This is a genomic window from Agrobacterium vitis (assembly GCF_014926405.1).
In the GTDB taxonomy this organism is placed as follows: Bacteria; Pseudomonadota; Alphaproteobacteria; order Rhizobiales; family Rhizobiaceae; genus Allorhizobium; species Allorhizobium vitis_H.
This window is the reverse complement of sequence record NZ_JACXXJ020000005.1, coordinates 1,981,739-1,997,437: the sequence shown is the minus strand read 5'-3', so window position 1 is coordinate 1,997,437 and position 15,699 is coordinate 1,981,739. Positions and strand designations below refer to the sequence as shown.

Genomic DNA, 15,699 nt, shown 5'->3' with positions numbered 1-15,699 from the left:
TGGACCGAAGCGTTTGTCATCTGGGACTTTTACAAGAGACGAAAACGGCCGGGCCAGCGAATGCGCTAGCGAATAATGATCCAGCAGATAATGCAGGTGCTCGTTTTCATGGCTGGCTTTATGACCCGGCCCCGGTTTTTGGTCAACGGATTTTTGCGCCTTCTGGTCGGTCTCTGCCGGTTTTTACGCAGTGGTGAAAATTTTTTGCTTTATCCCATCGACAAGCGCACGCTGCGGCCTTGATTTCGGGCCATTCACCCGTTTGAAGATGGGCGCGAACTGTTGTTTTACATGCCGCCGCTGAAGGATAAGCCTATGCCCGGACCTGTTTTTGCCCACCTGTTTCAACGGTCTGCTTTAGGTCGGATGCTTGGCGCGGTCGCCATTTGCGCCCTGTCGCCGGTTACTGTCTTGGCGGCGGAGCCGGCTGTTGCCACCCAGTGGGGGTCGGTGACCGCGCCGGAGGTTCCCTCAAATCTCTGCGCGACATTGACGGCTGGCCTGACGGCCAAGGACGGCTCCCTCGACCATGCCGATGCCGATGGCAAGGCCCCCCATCCAGACCAGATGCGCTTGCAGGCTGCCATTGACGGCTGCGCGGGCGGTGCCGTCAAGCTCGTGCCCGGCGGTGAGGGGCAGGATGCGTTTTTGAGCGGGCCGCTGAGCTTGAAGAGCGGTGTCGTGCTGTGGATCGACAAGGGCGTGACGCTGTTTGCCTCCCGCGATCCCAGGGATTACGACAGCGGTGCTGGCGATTGCGGCACGGCCAATAGCTCTGCCGCCAAGACCTGCAAGCCGCTGATTGCGGCCAAGGACACCAAAGCTGCTGGCATCGTTGGCGAAGGAAAGATCGATGGACGCGGCGGTTCGCTGCTGCTGTCCGGCGACAATGCTGGTAAGCGATCCTGGTGGGATGTGGCGTGGCAATCCAAGCAGGGGCTGATCCAGCATGTGTTCCGGTTGGTGGAAATCGATGGCGGCGAGAATTTTGCCCTGTACCGGATTACGCTGTTGAACAGCCCGAATTTTCATGTGGTGAGCAATGGTGTGACGGGCCTGACCGCCTGGGGGATCAAGATCCTCAGCCCCAGTGCCGTCTATACCCGCCCGAATTACGCTTGCCCGCCGGAGACCACGCCAGACAAGCTGACGCCCGCCACCTGTTTCACGCCTGATACGGTCAAAAATACCGATGGTTTCGACCCGGGTCAGTCCTCGAAAGTCGTGCTCGCCTACAGCGCGATCAGCACCGGCGACGATCATGTGGCGATCAAGGCGGGTGGCGACAAACCATCGACGCGCATGACTTTTGCCCATAACCGGTTCTATTACGGCCACGGGATGTCGATTGGCTCCGAGACCGATGCTGGCGTGGACGGTATCCATGTCTATGATCTGGTGATGGATGGCCATGATAGTCCCAACGGCAATGGCCTGCGGATAAAGTCGGACACCTCGCGCGGCGGCAAGGTCACCAATGTGCTGTATGAAGATGTCTGCATGCGCAATGTCGCCTTCCCCTTGGTGTTCGATACCCGCTACTCGGACAAAACCGGTGATCGCATCCCTGATTTTTCCGGCATCACGGTGCGCAACCTGCGTTACACAGGTAGTACGACCGGCAGCGGTGGCCATGTGGTTTTACGTGGCATCAGGGATAATGCGCATTATCAGCCGCTCGGCCTGTTCCTCGACACGATCCAATTCGACGGCCCTCAGCCGCTTTTGACTGGTTCTGCCGATCCGGCGGCAAAAGATCCTCCGCTCAATGCGCATGTCACGCTGGGCCCTGGTCCGGTCAGCTTTGCCGACCTTCTGAAGGCAGATCCAGCGCGCCGGGTGAAAACAGTCAATCTCGTGGATGCCAGTGAAGAAGATCCGGTTCCGCCGCTCGATTGCTCGTCGGCCTTCGTACCGTTCTCGAGCTTTTTGGAGGGGGCGCCGTTTTGAGCGGATGGTGTCGTAAAGAGACATAAATGGCAATCGCTTGCCTGCAATGGTGGCAGCTGGTCACAGGGACTGTCCGAATAACGTCATAATCTTCCGGTTAAGACGGTGGGCAGCTAGCATTTTACTTGCTCTGATGGACCGAGATTGTTAACTGCGCGAGGGGCTTAATTCAAAGGGATAAGAATGCAGTTTGAAGAAACGAAGCTGTCGGGTGTTTTCCTGATCACTCCAAAGCGGTTTGGGGACGCGCGGGGCTATTTCATGGAAACCTTCCGTGCCAGCCTGTTTGAAAGCGAAGTGGGATCTTTCACCTTCGTTCAGGACAACAAGTCGTTTTCGGCCGAGGTCGGCACGGTGCGCGGCCTGCATTTCCAGTTGAACCCGAGGGCGCAGGGCAAGCTCGTGTCCTGTGCGGCTGGCGCTTTGCTGGATGTCGCTGTCGATATTCGCCAGGGTTCGCCGACCTACGGCCAGATGGTCAAAGCCGAACTGACTGCCGAAAACGGCTGCCAGCTTTGGGTGCCGCCGGGTTTTGCCCATGGCTTCTGCACATTGCAGCCCAATACCGTGATCAGCTACAAGGTGACGGATTATTACAGCCCGGATCATGACCGGGGCCTGTTGTGGAACGATCCGGCTCTGGCGATCGACTGGCCGGTGACGGAGGACAATGCCATTCTGTCTGAGAAGGACAAGAAGCAGCCGAAACTGAGCGAGCTTGAGACGAATTTCGTCTATCGGCCTTAAGCATCTCTGCTTTTTACCTGTCAGCTCTATGAACGCTAGGGGATATCGAAAATCATGCGCGTACTTGTAACCGGCGGTGCCGGCTTTATCGGATCGGCCGTTGTTCGCCATCTGGTGCTTGAAAAAGGCTATGACGTCCTGAATGTCGATAAGCTGACCTATGCGGGTACCTTGACCTCGCTGAAATCGGTTGAGGCAAATCCGCTTTACCGGTTCCTTCAGGCCGATATCTGCGACGGCCAGGCGATTGCCTCGGCTTTTACAAGCTTCAAGCCTGACCGCGTCATGCATCTGGCCGCCGAAAGCCATGTCGACCGCTCGATTACCGGTGCCAAGGATTTCGTCGAGACCAACGTGCTCGGCACGTTCACCATGCTGGAATGCGCCCGGGCCTACTGGCAGGGGCTGGAAGGTGCGAGCAAGGACGGTTTCCGCTTCCTGCATGTCTCCACTGACGAAGTCTATGGTTCGCTGGGCGATGAGGGTCTGTTTACCGAAACCACCCCTTATGATCCAAGCTCTCCTTATTCAGCCTCGAAAGCGGCTTCCGACCATCTCGCCAAGGCCTGGGCGCGCACCTACGGCCTGCCGGTGGTGGTGTCGAATTGCTCCAACAATTACGGCCCCTTCCATTTCCCGGAAAAGCTCATTCCGCTGATGATCATCAACGCGATGGAAGGCAAGCCTCTGCCGGTTTACGGTAATGGCGCCAATATCCGTGATTGGCTTTATGTCGAAGACCATGCCAGGGCGCTTGATATCATCGCCGAGCGTGGGCAGATCGGCGAAACCTATAATGTCGGCGGACGCAATGAGCGGCGCAATATCGACGTCGTCACCCGCGTCTGCGCGCTGATGGATGAGCTGCATCCGTCGGGTACACCGCATGAGAAGCTGATCCAATATGTGACCGACCGCCCCGGCCACGACGCCCGTTATGCCATCGACGCGACGCGGCTGGAAACCGAACTCGGCTGGAAGGCCCAGGAAAATTTCGAGACCGGCATCGAGAAAACCGTGAAATGGTATCTTGAAAACCGCTGGTGGTGGGAACCGTTGCGCCAGGGCTATGACGGTAGCCGTCTTGGCCTGCTGAAAGCCGCGAGCAAATGAGCGGCGTGAAGCGCTATCTGGTGACGGGCCTGGCCGGACAGGTCGTTCAATCACTGCTTGAGAAAGCCAGCGATCGCAAGGATATCGACCTGGTCGCCCTGGGTCGGCCACAGCTTGATCTGGCCGATCCCGCGACGATTGAAGCGGCCGTGCGGGCAGCGAAACCCGACCTGATTATTTCGGCTGCCGCTTATACCGCGGTCGACCAGGCCGAAACCGACGAGGCTGCGGCCTTTGCGGTCAATGGCGAAGGGCCGGGGGAATTGGCGCGGGTTGCCAAGGCGCTGGATATCCCGATCATCCATATCTCGACCGATTATGTCTTCGATGGCAGCAAGGCTTCGCCCTATAACGAAGCCGATCCGGTTGCGCCGCTTGGCGTCTATGGCCGCAGCAAGCTGGAAGGCGAGCGCCGGGTGGCGGCTGAAACCGATAACCACGCGATCCTGCGTACGGCCTGGGTCTATAGCCCGTTCGGCAAGAATTTTCTGCTGACCATGTTGCGGCTGGCCGAAACCCGGGATGAACTGGGCGTAGTGGCCGACCAGATCGGCAATCCGACCTCGGCTCTCGATATTGCCGATGCTGTGCTGACAGTTGCCGAAAACCTGCTGTCGTCCAAGGCCGCCGATCTGCGCGGCACGTTCCATATGACGGGAACGGGAGAGGCGAGCTGGGCGGAGTTTGCAACTGAAATTTTCAGGCTGTCGGCTGAGCAAAACGGCCCTTCGACCAAAGTCAATCCAATCCCGGCCAGCGCCTACCCGACGCCCGCCAAACGGCCTGCGAACTCCCGGCTGGATTGCGCCAAACTGGCCAGAGTTCATGCTATCGATATCCCCGATTGGCGCGTATCGACGCAACTGGTCATCGACCGGTTACGCCGACCAGCCGCAGTTTAGAGTTTGTCTAGGGAAAACTGGTCGCCAGCTTTCCTCAAAAGACAACGAACACAAATGACGTGTCAGGAGTTTTATAAATGAAGGGTATCATTCTAGCCGGTGGCAGCGGCACCCGCCTGCATCCCATGACGCTAGTCACCTCCAAGCAGCTCATGCCTGTCTATGACAAGCCGATGATCTATTATCCGCTCTCGACGCTGATGCTGGCCGGGATTCGCGACATCCTGATCATCTCGACGCCAAAGGATCTGCCGAACTTTCAAAGCCTGCTGGGCGATGGGTCGAAATGGGGGATTTCGTTGACCTATGCCGAGCAGCCGTCACCGGATGGCCTGGCGCAGGCCTATATTATCGGCGCGGATTTCGTCGGCTCTAATCCGTCTTGTTTGATCCTCGGCGACAATATTTTCTATGGCCATGGTGTCAACGACCTGTTCAGAAGTGCTGTGGAACGCAATGACGGGGCAACCGTATTTGCCTATCACGTCAATGATCCAGAACGCTATGGCGTGGTGGAATTCGACAAGGACATGAAGGCGATTTCGATCGAGGAAAAGCCGCCAACGCCGCGGTCGAGCTGGGCCGTGACCGGGCTATATTTCTACGACAAGGATGTCGTCGATATCGCAGCAAACCTCAAGCCATCGGCGCGTGGCGAGCTGGAAATCACCGACGTCAACCGGGTCTATCTGGAACGCGGCCGGCTTAATGTCGAGAAAATGGGCCGTGGCTATGCGTGGCTGGATACCGGCACGCCCGACAGTCTGCTCGACGCCTCGGAATTCGTCGCCACGCTGGAACGCCGTCAGGGCTTCAAGATTTCCTGCCCGGAAGAGATCGCCTATCGGCTCGGCTTCATCGACGCTCAGCAGTTGGAGGCGCTCGGCCTGCAATATGGCAAGAGCGCTTATGGGCAATATCTGCTGAAAAAAGTGCTCTAACGCTTTTAAACCGGACGCGTATCTGCAATACAGCGCCACGCACCTGAGAGGGTGTGGCGCTGTAACAGTTTATATATGCTGCATAATTTTTTCCTCAAATCGACTTTGATTTAAGGTTTATGCGGTAAAACGCGGGCAGAGGTCTCGTTGCGGTCGGTGTTGGCGTTTCAAAAGTGAGGCCCGATGAAATATTGTATCGGCTGTGGAGCGCATCCAATGGTCTTATCGGTGGTGTAATGCGTTGAAGACCAGTGTGCTCGATGGACAGGATTCGGCTGGGTTGGCGCAGGTATGCGCCGCGCAGGGTCCGGCTGCCCGTCATCTCGCCGATAAGCCGGTTATGATCTCCGTTGATGATCCAGACGGTTACCTTGGACCGTCGCCACGTGTCTTGCTTCATCGTCCCGGGCGGGTTCCTGCCATTCTCAAGCGGTCGCTGATCGTGAAAAACGCTGGACGCTTCCTGGGATGGATGCCCGACGATCTGGACTCTATTGCACTCGTCGCCTCACCGGCAAAGGATGGGGGCAAGGCAGTTCGGCAACCGACCGTCACAATCCGCACGCTGTCCATCGCTGAAGCTGTGCTGCGGGTGCTGATCCGCTGGCCTCATAGCGCACGCACCTTGCTCCGCTTGCTGGCGGCTCGAAACGTCAAAGGTGCGACGTTCCGGTTCCTCCGGCATTTCGAGGCCTTGTCGTCCCCCCGCTATCAGGATTGGCTTCGGCTGCGCAATGAGGTGGACAAGCCACCAGCCATCGACAGTCGTTCTGGGCCGCTTGTTTTGGTCTGTATCACTGGGGCGGGTGAGGGGCGGACCATTACGCGCAAAAGTCTTGAGCGGCAAAGCTACCGCGCTTTCGAATTTGCCGAGCTGGAAGATCTGGCGGATCGCCTGTCAAATCGCACTGAGGACAAGGATCTGTTTTGGCTGCTGGTACCGGCCGGCGTCACCTTGTCGCCATGGGCGCTGCAATGGATGGCCGACTGCCTGATCCAGAATCCGCAGGCGGCAGGGGTCTATTGCGACGAGGACCAGACTACGCGCAAGGGTGAGCCAGCTGTGCCGTTGTTCAAACCGGCCTGGAACCTGCCCTTGGTGCAAACCGGCTGGCTGCCGATGGACTGCGTTCTCTTGCGCCATGCCCGCCTACCGCAGCCTGTCGATGTCACCAATTTCGATGCGAACCAACTCGTCATCCAGGCGGCGGCCGCGGGGGACATTCTTCATCTGCCCCGCGTTCTGGTTCACCGGTCCTCTGCGCGACCGGCTCTCACGCCGTCGCGGCCCTTGCTTCAGCCGGGCAGCTCTCGCCCGCCTGTCACAGTGATCATTCCGACCCGCGACCGGGCGGATCTTCTCTCCGCCTGTCTTGATGGCCTGCTGGGCCGCACCGATCATGGTGAGTTGGACATTATTGTCATCGACAATGACAGCAAGGAGGATGCGACGCGCATTCTTCTCGACAGGATCGAGGCGGAGGGTCATGTCCGGCGCTTGCCGATGCCTGGCACCTTTAATTTCTCCCGAGCCTGCAATCTCGGCGTCGATCAGGCCCGGCATGACCGGATCCTGCTGCTCAACAACGATGTCGAGCCGCTGGAGCGCGACTGGCTGGGCGAGATGAATGCCGAGTTGGATGATCCTCAAGTCGGGGCTGTTGGCGCCCTGTTGCTCTATCCCGATGGTTTTGTGCAACATGCTGGCGTCACGCTGGGGGCGGGGTCCATCGCCCGCCACAGTTTCCATTTTCATGATCCTGATGGTGGCGAGGATCATGGCCTGCTTGCGCAGCGCCGCCATGTTTCCGCCGTCACGGCGGCCTGCCTCTTGACCCGCAAGAGCCATTGGCTTCAGGTGGGCGGCATGGATGAAGCGAATTTGCCGGTTGCTTTCAACGATGTCGATTACTGCCTGAAGCTGCGCCGTGCCGGTCTCGATATCGTCTGGACGCCTCATGCACGCCTTGTTCATCGTGAATCCGTATCGCGCGGGCGGGACGATACCGTCGAAAAGCGGCTGCGCTTTGCCGGAGAGGAGAAGGTAATGTTCGAACGCTGGGCCGAGGTCATCGACAACGATCCCTGCTACAATCCGAACTGCTCGCTGAGCGCTGGTGATTTCGTGCTGGAAGCGGCGCCGCGTGACCTGTCGGCAAGGAGTGGCCGCATCCGATGAAAAAACGGTGGTACTGGCCCGTTCTGGAGCAGGTTTTGCCGCGACCCCGGCTGCGGGAACAAGCGGATGGAAAGCCGCGCCGCCCAGTCAAGTCGGTTCTGGTCTTCGGTCGCGTTCCAAACCCCACATTCGACTATTATCTGCCCGTCCGGTTGAGTGCAGAGGGCATGCCTCCCTATCAGGTTCACGATATTAGAAAGCTTGACGGGCGCGCACTCGACCCCGACGGCGCATTTGTGGTGATCTGTCGCTATGCATCGCGACCCTTGCTGCGCTGGATCGAAACCCATGCCGACAAGCTGGCCGGCGTCGGTCTGCTGTTGGATGATGACATCAATGCGGTGATCTCCAGCCGAGACGCCGATATCGCCTATAGCCTGTTTCTATGGTTTCGGGCGCTTTATCCGCTGCGGCGCCTGAACCGCCATCTTGACATTCTCTGGCTGTCCACGCCGCAATTGTTCCAGGCGATTGGCGAACCGATGGCCCGTGTCCTGCCACCAGCTCCTCCCATCAGCCTTTGGGAGCGTCGCTTGCACGCCGATAGCGAAGCGGATGACGCGACGAGCCAGGACAAGGTGGTGGTTGCCTATCACGCCACGGGGGTGCATGTGGCGGAACATCACTTCCTGAAGCCGGTCATCCGGACCGTGCTGGAACAGCGCCCCCAGGCGGTGTTCGAAGTGTTTGCGGGCAAGAAGGCCCGCGCGATCTGGAAAGACATGAACCGCGTAACGGTGAAGGCGCCAGTGTCCTGGCCACAATATCTGGTTTACGCGGGAAGGGCGCAGGTCGATATCATGCTGGTACCCTTGGCGCCGTCTGAGGCCAATGACAGCCGGGCCTGCACCAAATTCATCGATGTCGCCCGGCTGGGTGCGGCAGGGCTGTTCTCAGAAGGCCTGGCCTATGGCGCCGAGGCTGATGATGCACAACCTCGATTGCCCTATGATCAGGCTGCCTGGATCGCAGAAATCATCCGCCTGATCGATAATCCCGCGGAAAGAGCCGAAGGAGCCGAGCGGATTCGCAACAAAGTGGCCCTGATGGGCACGACTTTCGAGCCGCTCTTGCCGTAAAAATCTATTTCAATATTTTTGAAGATCGCAGCCGTCCAGGCTGTCCGCAATCGCGGTCAGCCGTAGGGCGGATAATCGACGATCTTCTGTTCCCGGACGATAAACAGCTTGCCTGTTTCCGTCTGTTGCGGCCCGACCAGTGGCAACAGGGCTTTGGCGACTTCTGAGGGATGCGGCAATGTATCAGGGTCTTCGCCCGGCATGGCCTGGGCGCGCATCGCCGTGCGGGTGGCACCAGGGTCAATGGAAAGGACGCGGAGCGGTAGGCGCTGGTTTTCGGCAGCCCAGGTGCGGGCTAAGGCTTCAACCGCAGCCTTGGATGCGGAATAGGGGCCCCAGAAAGGCTTGCATTTATGCGGTGCGGCGGAGGACAGGATCAGGGCGCGGCCCTGGTCGGATTTGGTGATCAGCGGATCGATCGAGCGGATCAGCCGCCAGGTGGCGGTGACATTGATGGTCATGACCTTTTCGAACACCTTGGCCTCGACATGGGCAACGGGCGAAATCGTCCCGAGCACACCAGCATTGGCAACCAGAATATCCAGCTTGCCCCAACGCTCGAAAATCGATCCGCCCAGCGCATCGATGGCGCCCATGTCGGCGAGATCGAATGGCACGAGGGTCGCGCTACCACCTGCCGAAGTAATGGCGTCGTCAAGGTCTTCCAGACCCCCGACGGTGCGGGCGCAGGCAATCACATGCGCGCCAGCCTTTGCCAGTTCCAGCGCGGTGAAATAGCCGATGCCGCGTGACGCGCCGGTGACAAGCGCGATCCGTCCCTTGAGATCAACCGTCATGTCCACTTCCCCCTCATCATCTCATGCAACGCTAACTATCGGCCTCACCCATTGCTCGACATAACCGACACCTTGCGGCCCATTTTCTCGCCTTCCTTGTCCAGGAGACGCGTCGGGTAGTCGCCGGTGAAATAGTGATCGGTAAATTGCGGATTGGCGGCATTGCGGGCCTCGCCGCCCACCGCCATGTACAGCCCATCGATGGACAGGAAGGCAAGCGAATCGGCGCCGATAAATTTCGCCATGGCTTCGGCACCCGCATATTGATTGGCGAGCAGCTTTTCGGCGTCCGGCGTGTCGATGCCGTAGAAATCCGGATGGTAGATCATCGGGCTGGCAACACGGATATGCACTTCCTTGGCACCGGCATCGCGGATCATCTGGACGATCTTCAGCGAAGTCGTGCCGCGCACGATGGAATCGTCCACCAGGATAACCCGTTTGCCCTCGATCATCGCCCGGTTGGCCGAATGCTTCAGCTTGACGCCGAAGGCGCGGATCTGTTGCGTCGGCTCGATAAAGGTGCGCCCGACATAGTGATTGCGGATGATGCCGTATTCGAACGGAATGCCGCTGGCCTGGGCATAGCCCAGTGCTGCCGGTGTGCCACCATCGGGAACAGGCACCACGACATCGCCGTCGCAAGGGGCTTCCTTCGCCAGGTTCATGCCCATGGCCTTGCGGGTCTGGTAGACATTGCGACCGCTGACAACCGAATCGGGGCGGGCGAAATAGACATATTCGAACAGGCAGGGACGCTCGGCCTGCGGGCGTGCCGGGCGGCGGCTGTCGATGGTGATCGAGCCGTCGGGCTGGATCTCGCAGATGATCACTTCGCCGTTTTCGACATCGCGTACGAATTTCGCGCCGATAATGTCCAGCGCGCAGGTTTCCGAGCAGAAAATCGGCTTACCGTCGAGATCGCCCATCACCAGAGGCCGGATGCCGATCGGGTCGCGGGCGGCGATCAGCTTGGTGCGGGTCATGGCGATCATCGCATAGCCGCCCTCCATCTGTCGCATGGCGTCGATGAAACGGTCGGCGGTCGAGCTGTGGCGTGACCGGGCGATCAGATGCAGTACCACTTCCGAATCCGAGGTGGATTGACAGATGGCACCGGTGGCAATGATCTGGCGGCGCAGCGTCAGGCCATTGGTGAAATTGCCGTTATGGGCAATGGCGATACCGCCTTCCTCCAGTTCGGCAAACAACGGCTGCACATTGCGCAACGCCGTTTCTCCTGTCGTGGAATAGCGGGTATGGCCGATGGCGGCGGAACCCGGCAATTTCGCCAGCGTCACCGGATTGGTATAGTGGTCGCCGACCAGGCCCATATGCTTTTCAGTGTGAAACTGCTTGCCGTCAAAAGACACCAGTCCGGCTGCTTCCTGGCCGCGATGCTGAAGCGCATGCAGGCCGAGAGCGGTCAGGGTTGCGGCATCCTGATAGCCCAGAATGCCGAACACGCCGCATTCTTCATGCAGCGTGTCGCCATCAAGCTCTTCAAGGAAAGTCGATGAAATAGACTGTTTCATTGCAGCAAGCCTTTGCTCGATACATGCGCGCCGATACGGGGCACGGGTGACGAAATGCAGTGAGGAGCGCCGATTTCCATCACGGGTGGCGCTCATTCTTTGTCTATGCTCAATCCCTGGGCTCAATCCCTGGCAGGGTCTGATGGTCTTGAGCAATTCGGACAGGCCAGCTCTATATAAGCAAGCCTGGTATCAACGTCCAGAAGGCGGACGATATCAGTTGGCTGGCGCGGGTGTCTGACCTGGTGTCTGGGCTGGCGCATCGTCGGCAGGCGCCTGGCCTTCAGCAGGTGCTGTCTGTTGTTTGCCGAGGATGCGGGCGCGCAGTTGCGGTTCGATATCGTCGGGCAGCACCGCTTCCAGCTTGACCACCAGCGCATCGAGGAACGGTTTCGACTTGGCATTGTTGACCCAGTCAGGCCGCTGCTTGGCATCGATCAGCCAGTTCCAGAAGGCCACGGCCACCACCAGCAGCAGGATGCCGCGCGCTGCCCCGAACAGAAAGCCGAGGGTGCGGTCCAATGCGCCAATCCGGCTGTCTATGATGAAGTCGGCAATGCGCGAAGTAATGAATGAGATCAGGATCAGGGCCAGCAAGAACACTCCGCCTGCAGAGGCGGCAACAGCGATCCGCTGGTCGTTGGTATAATTCTTCACATAGGGAAGAATGAAAGGATAGAGATAATAGGCCGCCGCAATGGCGCCCACCCAACTGGCAATCGACAGGATCTCGCGTGAAAAGCCGCGGATCATCGCCAGCACGGCTGAAAACAGCACGACACCGATGACAATACCGTCGAAAATCGTAATGGGCATTCCGTTCAACTCCAGGACTAGGCCGCGAAGGGGTCGCCAGGTTTCTTGATCTTTCCGGTCCGGCTGTTCCGGCGGCCTCTCCTTACACCACGATGTCACGCAGTGGAAGGATCAATCCTTGCCGAGTTTGTTACACAAATGTGACTTTACGCCAAAAATCCTTCCGAACGGCCTGTTCCTGGGAGCTACCTCACCGTCCCAGCGAGACATAGTGAGAAAATCCATTCTTCTGCGCTTCATTGGCATTGAACATATTGCGAAGATCGACCAGGACAGGAGACGCCATGACACTGGCGATTTCCTTGAAATTATAGGTCTTGAAGACCATCCAGTCGGTCAGGATGACCAGAACATCGGCGCCTGTCGCGGCTTCCTTGGCTGTCTTGGTCATTTCAACACCCGGCAACTGACTTGCCGCGTCATGTGGGCTTGACGGATCGAAAGCAGCAACCTTTGCGCCTTTCGCCTGCAAGGCAGGCAGCATCACCAGGCTGGTGCTTTCGCGCATATCGTCGGTCTGGCCTTTGAAGGTCACGCCGAGCACGGCGATTTTCTTGCCCTCGACATCACCGCCCGCGGCCTCAATCACCTTGGTGACCATATCGGCCTTGCGCTGGTTGTTGGCATTGACCGCCGAAGACACGACGAGCGAGTCGATCCCGGCATCGGCAGCGGTTGCCAGCAACGCGCGGGTATCCTTGGGAAAGCAGGAGCCGCCCCAGCCAGGGCCGGTATTGAGAAAGGCCCGGCCGATCCGCTTGTCGAGACCGATGCCATGCGCCACATCCTCAACTGTGGCGCCGACGGCCTCGCATAGATTGGCCATTTCATTGATAAAGCTGATCTTGACCGCGAGAAAGGCATTGGCGGCATATTTGATCAGTTCAGCCGTCTCAATCCCGGTGCTGAAGAAAGGAACATTACCGTTTAGCAGCAGCGGCGCATAAATCCTCTCCATCACCTCGCCAGACTGAGGGGTATCGACGCCGACGACGATCCGGTCCGGCTCCAGAAAATCCTTGATGGCGGCGCCTTCGCGCAGAAATTCGGGATTGGACGCAACCGCGATCCGCACATCCGGTGCGGCATTGGCCTTGGCAATCTCGAAGACCTGACGGTTGGTGCCAACCGGCACCGTCGATTTGGTGACAATGACGGTAAAGCCGGTGACAGCCTTGGCAATTTCGGCGGCGGCGGCAAACACATATTTCAGATCGGCCCGGTCCGAACCCGCCTCGGTTGGCGTGCCGACGGCGATGAACACGGCATCGCGGTCCTTGACGCTTGCGGCAAGGTCGGTAGTGAAGGTGATGCGGCCGGCGGCGACATTGCGCTGCACCAGTTCATCCAGACCCGGCTCATAGATCGGCATCTTGCCTTGATGCAGCATTTCAATCTTGCGCGGGTCCTTGTCGACGCAGATGACGTCATGGCCCAGCTCGGCAAAGCATGCGCCGCTGACCAGGCCCACATAGCCGGTGCCTACCATGGTAATGCGAACATTCATGAATTCTGCCGCTTTCCTGTCAAAGGGGTGCTAAGGGCGGGACTGCCTTGCGGTTCCAATTGAACCATATCGACAAAGCCTCGTTATGTCGGCTTTAGTTGCGGTGAGCCTTGAACCAGTCCGCCGCGGTTTTCACGATCAGGTTGATATCAGTATAGCGCGGCGTCCAGCCCAGCAGGCTTCGGGCTTTGTCGCCGGAGGCGTAAAGAGCCGGCGCATCGCCAGCCCGCCTCGGCGCATATTTGATCGGAACCTGCGCGCCGACGGCCTCAGACACTGCTTCCAGCAAGTCCTTGACCGATGTACCCTTGCCGGTCGCAAGATTGAAGGCACCGCTTTCGCCGCCCTTTTGCAGATAGTCGATGGCCAGGACATGGGCATCGGCAAGATCGCAGACATGGATATAGTCGCGGACGGCAGTGCCATCAGGCGTATCGTAATCGGTGCCGAACACGTTGAACTCGGTCTGGCGCATGGCCGCCAGAACCGCCAACGGAATGGCATGGGTTTCCGGATCGTGACGTTCGCCCAGATCGCCTTCCGGATCGAGACCGGCGGCGTTGAAATAGCGCATGGCCACCCATTTCAACCCATAGGCATGGCCGTAATCCTTCAGCGCCTGCTCGATCACCAGCTTGGAAAAACCATAGGGATTGACCGGGTTCTGCGGTGCTTCCTCGACAATCGGCAGGCTTTTGACCTCGCCATAGGTGGCGCAGGTCGAGGAAAACACGATGGTGTCAACGCCGTTGCGGCGCATGGCGTCCAGCAGGCAGACCGAACCATGGATGTTGTTGTTGTAATATTTTGCCGGGTCCGTTACCGATTCGCCGACGGCGGCGAAGGCGGCAAAATGCATCACGCATTCCGGCTTGTATTTGCTGAGAACCGCATCAAGCCGTGCGCCATCGGCGATGTCACCTTGTTCGAACGGACCCCATTTGACCGAATCCGCATGGCCGTGGACCAGGTTGTCATAAACCACAGGTGTGTAACCCGCCTTGGACAAGGCCTTGCAGGCATGGCTTCCGATATAGCCGGCTCCGCCGACAACAAGGATATTCTTCATGACAATGTATCCAGATTGATGTTGGCAGCTCTTGTGTTTATGGGGCGTCCCGTTTCCGCTGCGAAATACGGGATCGACCGCTTCAGCCCTTCACGCAGCCGCACTTTCGGCGCCCAGCCCAGCAATTGCCCGGCAAGGGTGATGTCGGGACGCCGCAGCAGCGGATCGTCCTTCGGCAGCGGCCTGTCGATGATAACCGACCGGCTTCCGGTCATTTCCAGAATGATGTCAGCCAGTTCCCGCACGGTAAACTCGCCGGGATCGCCAATATTGACCGGACCGGTGATCGAGGCATCGGAGCGCATCAGTCGGAAAAATCCCTCGATCAGATCATCGACATAGCAGAAGGATCGGGTCTGCGTGCCGCCGCCATAAAGTTCCAGCGGGGCCTCTTCCAGGGCGCGGACGATGAAGTTGGACACCACCCGTCCATCCTGCGGGTCCATGTTGGGACCATAGGTGTTGAAGATCCGCACCACCTTGATTTCAACGCCATGCTGGCGGTGATAATCGAAACACAGGGTTTCGGCGGCGCGCTTGCCTTCGTCATAGCAGGCCCGCGGCCCTATCGTGTTGACTGCGCCACGATAGCTTTCCGTCTGCGGATGAACCTGCGGATCGCCGTAGATCTCGCTGGTCGATGCCTGAAACACCCGCGCGCCGCAGGCGACAGCCAGGTCCAGCACGTTTTTCATGCCAAGCACATTGATCAGCATCGTGCCGACAGGATCGATCTGATATTGCGGCGGCGAGGCGGGGCAGGCGAGATTCCAGATCTCGTCATAATTGCCTTGCGGCAAGGGATCGCGGACATCGGCTTTTATAAAGGACAGTTTGGGATTGGTCAGCAGAGGTTCGATATTTTTGCGCCGCCCGGTCTGGAGATTGTCCAGGCAAACCACATCACAGCCTTCGTCAAGCAAACGTGCGCAGACGTGGGAACCGAGAAATCCAGCGCCGCCGGTCACCAATGCCGTCCGTGTCTTTCCCATAGCGTCCTCTTGCAGTCCGTTGCCGTTCATGTAGGGGAAGGGGTCCGGCCCTGTCAATTCCAGGCTACAAGC

At 58.7% G+C, this 15,699-nt stretch carries 13 protein-coding genes; 7 read left to right on the top strand and 6 right to left on the bottom strand.

Features of this window, described 5'->3' with window-relative positions:
- Positions 1 to 315: 315 nt before the first annotated feature.
- The 7 genes from IEI95_RS20595 (at position 316) to IEI95_RS20565 (ending at position 8,911) form a co-directional block, all read left to right on the top strand.
- Complete coding sequence (locus IEI95_RS20595; RefSeq protein WP_156536630.1) at positions 316 to 1,950, top strand: glycoside hydrolase family 28 protein; 1,635 nt, start codon at positions 316 to 318, stop codon at positions 1,948 to 1,950.
- A gap of 183 nt (positions 1,951 to 2,133) precedes the next feature.
- Entirely contained in the window at positions 2,134 to 2,697 is a 564-nt protein-coding gene (rfbC, locus tag IEI95_RS20590) for a dTDP-4-dehydrorhamnose 3,5-epimerase (protein ID WP_015915489.1), read from the top strand.
- A gap of 54 nt (positions 2,698 to 2,751) precedes the next feature.
- Complete coding sequence (rfbB, locus tag IEI95_RS20585; RefSeq protein WP_156536653.1) at positions 2,752 to 3,810, top strand: dTDP-glucose 4,6-dehydratase; 1,059 nt, start codon at positions 2,752 to 2,754, stop codon at positions 3,808 to 3,810.
- Positions 3,807 to 4,712, top strand: a complete 906-nt coding sequence (rfbD, locus tag IEI95_RS20580) for a dTDP-4-dehydrorhamnose reductase (RefSeq protein ID WP_156538793.1) — start codon at positions 3,807 to 3,809, stop codon at positions 4,710 to 4,712. Before rfbB ends, rfbD begins: the two co-directional genes overlap by 4 nt.
- A gap of 77 nt (positions 4,713 to 4,789) precedes the next feature.
- Positions 4,790 to 5,653, top strand: a complete 864-nt coding sequence (gene rfbA, locus IEI95_RS20575) for a glucose-1-phosphate thymidylyltransferase RfbA (RefSeq protein ID WP_194416940.1) — start codon at positions 4,790 to 4,792, stop codon at positions 5,651 to 5,653.
- Positions 5,654 to 5,894: 241 nt separating this feature from the next.
- Positions 5,895 to 7,832 carry a glycosyltransferase family 2 protein gene (locus IEI95_RS20570; protein ID WP_156534288.1) on the top strand — a complete coding sequence of 646 codons (1,938 nt, stop codon included), beginning with the start codon at positions 5,895 to 5,897 and terminating at the stop codon, positions 7,830 to 7,832.
- Positions 7,829 to 8,911, top strand: coding sequence for a glycosyltransferase family protein (locus IEI95_RS20565; protein WP_156534286.1), 1,083 nt, complete (start codon positions 7,829 to 7,831; stop codon positions 8,909 to 8,911). Before IEI95_RS20570 ends, IEI95_RS20565 begins: the two co-directional genes overlap by 4 nt.
- Positions 8,912 to 8,967: 56 nt before the next feature.
- Here the strand turns inward: IEI95_RS20565 and IEI95_RS20560 are convergent, their stop codons facing one another.
- From IEI95_RS20560 to IEI95_RS20535, 6 genes are all read right to left on the bottom strand, one after another.
- Positions 8,968 to 9,708: an SDR family NAD(P)-dependent oxidoreductase gene (locus IEI95_RS20560; protein WP_070167399.1), complete on the bottom strand. Its 741-nt coding sequence runs from the start codon at positions 9,706 to 9,708 to the stop codon at positions 8,968 to 8,970.
- Between the two features lie 44 nt (positions 9,709 to 9,752).
- Complete coding sequence (gene purF, locus IEI95_RS20555) at positions 9,753 to 11,243, bottom strand: amidophosphoribosyltransferase (protein WP_156534284.1); 1,491 nt, start codon at positions 11,241 to 11,243, stop codon at positions 9,753 to 9,755.
- Between the two features lie 216 nt (positions 11,244 to 11,459).
- Positions 11,460 to 12,059 (bottom strand): CvpA family protein, encoded by a 600-nt coding sequence (locus tag IEI95_RS20550; RefSeq protein WP_015915497.1) that lies wholly within the window; start codon positions 12,057 to 12,059, stop codon positions 11,460 to 11,462.
- A gap of 190 nt (positions 12,060 to 12,249) precedes the next feature.
- Positions 12,250 to 13,566 carry a UDP-glucose dehydrogenase family protein gene (locus IEI95_RS20545; RefSeq protein WP_156534282.1) on the bottom strand — a complete coding sequence of 439 codons (1,317 nt, stop codon included), beginning with the start codon at positions 13,564 to 13,566 and terminating at the stop codon, positions 12,250 to 12,252.
- Positions 13,567 to 13,660: 94 nt separating this feature from the next.
- On the bottom strand, positions 13,661 to 14,635 hold the full coding sequence (gene galE / locus IEI95_RS20540; RefSeq protein WP_156534280.1) for a UDP-glucose 4-epimerase GalE: 975 nt from the start codon (positions 14,633 to 14,635) through the stop codon (positions 13,661 to 13,663).
- The gene (locus tag IEI95_RS20535) at positions 14,632 to 15,627 is read right to left on the bottom strand and encodes a UDP-glucuronic acid decarboxylase family protein (RefSeq protein ID WP_156534278.1); all 996 of its coding nucleotides are present in this window, start codon (positions 15,625 to 15,627) and stop codon (positions 14,632 to 14,634) included. Before IEI95_RS20535 ends, galE begins: the two co-directional genes overlap by 4 nt.
- Positions 15,628 to 15,699: the final 72 nt, after the last annotated feature.

Bases quoted from the DNA above. Each gene is read 5' to 3' on its own strand.
- IEI95_RS20595 (WP_156536630.1), top strand. From the start codon at position 316: ATGCCCGGACCTGTTTTTGCCCACCTGTTTCAACGGTCTGCTTTAGGT.
- rfbC (WP_015915489.1), top strand. From the start codon at position 2,134: ATGCAGTTTGAAGAAACGAAGCTGTCGGGTGTTTTCCTGATCACTCCA.
- rfbB (WP_156536653.1), top strand. From the start codon at position 2,752: ATGCGCGTACTTGTAACCGGCGGTGCCGGCTTTATCGGATCGGCCGTT.
- rfbD (WP_156538793.1), top strand. From the start codon at position 3,807: ATGAGCGGCGTGAAGCGCTATCTGGTGACGGGCCTGGCCGGACAGGTC.
- rfbA (WP_194416940.1), top strand. From the start codon at position 4,790: ATGAAGGGTATCATTCTAGCCGGTGGCAGCGGCACCCGCCTGCATCCC.
- IEI95_RS20565 (WP_156534286.1), top strand. From the start codon at position 7,829: ATGAAAAAACGGTGGTACTGGCCCGTTCTGGAGCAGGTTTTGCCGCGA.
- IEI95_RS20560 (WP_070167399.1), bottom strand. From the start codon at position 9,708: ATGACGGTTGATCTCAAGGGACGGATCGCGCTTGTCACCGGCGCGTCA.
- purF (WP_156534284.1), bottom strand. From the start codon at position 11,243: ATGAAACAGTCTATTTCATCGACTTTCCTTGAAGAGCTTGATGGCGAC.
- IEI95_RS20550 (WP_015915497.1), bottom strand. From the start codon at position 12,059: ATGCCCATTACGATTTTCGACGGTATTGTCATCGGTGTCGTGCTGTTT.
- IEI95_RS20545 (WP_156534282.1), bottom strand. From the start codon at position 13,566: ATGAATGTTCGCATTACCATGGTAGGCACCGGCTATGTGGGCCTGGTC.
- galE (WP_156534280.1), bottom strand. From the start codon at position 14,635: ATGAAGAATATCCTTGTTGTCGGCGGAGCCGGCTATATCGGAAGCCAT.
- IEI95_RS20535 (WP_156534278.1), bottom strand. From the start codon at position 15,627: ATGGGAAAGACACGGACGGCATTGGTGACCGGCGGCGCTGGATTTCTC.